We start from the raw sequence: 1844 nt of genomic DNA on the forward strand, positions 1-1844 counted from the left end.
TTGCATTGTAGGATTTGACTCTATTTCAGCTTCCGTAGCCTCGTATATCTGACGGTCTTGATTACCCGATATAGTTATAGCGCCCAATGATTGTAAGTATTCGTATGTCTGCCTTGGGGCTATTGGACCATATAAAATATCACCTAAATTAACAAAATCCGTAAAACCTTTCGCTCTAGCATCCTTAACCACTGCCTCAAGCGCAAAAATGTTACTATGAATATCTGACAATATTGCAAACTTTCCCACGATGCACTCCTTGTGCTTATAACGCTTGCCATAATACGCCAGTAACGTATTACGATAATATTGATAGACCACCGAAAACACCGCAGCCAATTCAGACCGAGAATGCCGAGCGTTGGTGGTCGTATTAATGGCTTTGTTATGTTTTTTATCACCGCTCTCTTTGAGCATGAGCATGATCAACCTTTAAAGGCATCGCATCAGCATGCCCAAAGCTACGTTCAAATGCTTTTATTTTACACACTGTGCATAAGACAACAGGCCCCAAACTGCTCGCACTATACTTTGTAAGTATTCCAGAGGCGCAACCGCAGACATCGCAAGGAGTTCCATCACGAACGATGACCCCTCGCCTAACATGTAGACAAATAGTTCTTAACTCTGTCTTATTATGTATATTGCCACGCCCCAACCCATTTGAAAGAGATAAGGCCAGTTCAACTTTGCTTCTGCGCTTTTTTTTCTTCAACTTAGGTTTGCTGCTATTATTCGCTTGGACTATTTCATTTTTCTGTTTGTTTTTTCTATTTTTAGACAGAGGAGGCTGAGTAACTGAGTGATTAGTGTATGTTCTCTTACTAAGAGTTCCATTCGAATACTTTTCAGCAGGCACAACGATAACCCCAGCAGCAATAAGCTCCTCTCTTATAGACTTTGACATTATAAATCACCATATTTAAATACGAAGAATAACTACTAACAACCAGCAAAAGCATCAACACCAAACCTTGGTAATTATTAATAGTTAGAGAATTATCTGCGGACAAGTCAAAATGGCCAACTTCCAACTTAAACTATTTTGTTATATTCCAACCTCTAGAGCTTGTTATCCCAGTAAGGGACTCTCTAACATCTTTACGGGTTTGGTTTCTACTTTGTAAAGCTTTGATTTCTAGCCTTTTCTTTAGATCTCTCCGCTGCTTCTTCTCCTTGCTTATTTCAATCTTTTCTAATCGATAAACTTCAATAGCATGCTCTATTGTGACTCCTTTTCTACGACGTATGTTGAGAATTTTTATCTTTTCTTTCTTCTTGTATTCTGCAAGAAGATAATAACTTGGATCTTTATATGCTGGAATAGTCTCATACTTACTGTCTTCGCTCTTATATATTTTAGGCTCTTTTAGCTTAGACTTTTTGATAACAACATTAATCATGATACTCCCCAAAAACATAACGCTCGCCATAATACGCCACAACGCATTGTGATAATATTAATAAGACCACCAAAAACACTAAAGCCAATTCAGACCTAGAATGCCGAGCGTTGGTGGTCGTATTAATGGCCTTGTTACCCGGCCGTTCGACTTGGGTTAAGCAGCTTGCCTGCCATGATGAAATGCAATTAAAAACTGCGCTAATTCAGCGCGACAGACACCCAACTCAAAGCAGACAAATTCAAAACTATAACCACGATAATTACTGCCCGTTTACCCACAAAATAGCGGCAACGATGAAGTTAGCACTATGGTTTACCTAGAAAAGATGCACTAGAAACGCTCGCCAATATTGATTAAAAGGCAGCCCAACTAAAGCCGCGAACCACGCCCACAATTCTATTTCTTTCGGCAACCACCAAAATGTAACCACTTCCCTGC

The 1844-nt window shown here is 39.6% G+C and carries 4 protein-coding genes; 1 reads left to right on the top strand and 3 read right to left on the bottom strand.

All coding sequences use genetic code 11. The annotated features are described in order from the left end of the window. The 3 genes from L4C35_RS23060 to L4C35_RS23070 all read right to left on the bottom strand — a co-directional run. The coding region (locus L4C35_RS23060; protein WP_428465052.1) for a metallophosphoesterase family protein at window positions 1-423 on the bottom strand (423 nt) is incomplete at its 3' end. Further along, window positions 398-907 carry a hypothetical protein gene (locus tag L4C35_RS23065; protein ID WP_428465053.1) on the bottom strand — a complete coding sequence of 170 codons (510 nt, stop codon included), beginning with the start codon at window positions 905-907 and terminating at the stop codon, window positions 398-400. The genes L4C35_RS23060 and L4C35_RS23065, both read right to left, overlap by 26 nt. Before the next feature lie 133 nt (window positions 908-1040). Then, window positions 1041-1403, bottom strand: coding sequence for a hypothetical protein (locus L4C35_RS23070; RefSeq protein ID WP_428465054.1), 363 nt, complete (start codon window positions 1401-1403; stop codon window positions 1041-1043). Window positions 1404-1528: 125 nt separating this feature from the next. On the opposite strand from L4C35_RS23070, the gene L4C35_RS23075 reads away from it, so the two are divergent. Continuing rightward, window positions 1529-1726 carry a hypothetical protein gene (locus L4C35_RS23075; RefSeq protein ID WP_428465055.1) on the top strand — a complete coding sequence of 66 codons (198 nt, stop codon included), beginning with the start codon at window positions 1529-1531 and terminating at the stop codon, window positions 1724-1726. Window positions 1727-1844: the final 118 nt, after the last annotated feature.

This window comes from Photobacterium kagoshimensis, assembly GCF_050337045.1.
Lineage (GTDB): Bacteria > Pseudomonadota > Gammaproteobacteria > Enterobacterales > Vibrionaceae > Photobacterium > Photobacterium kagoshimensis.

Coding starts and splice junctions, on each gene's coding strand:
- L4C35_RS23065 (WP_428465053.1), bottom strand. CDS start 907: ATGTCAAAGTCTATAAGAGAGGAGCTTATTGCTGCTGGGGTTATCGTT.
- L4C35_RS23070 (WP_428465054.1), bottom strand. CDS start 1,403: ATGATTAATGTTGTTATCAAAAAGTCTAAGCTAAAAGAGCCTAAAATA.
- L4C35_RS23075 (WP_428465055.1), top strand. CDS start 1,529: ATGGCCTTGTTACCCGGCCGTTCGACTTGGGTTAAGCAGCTTGCCTGC.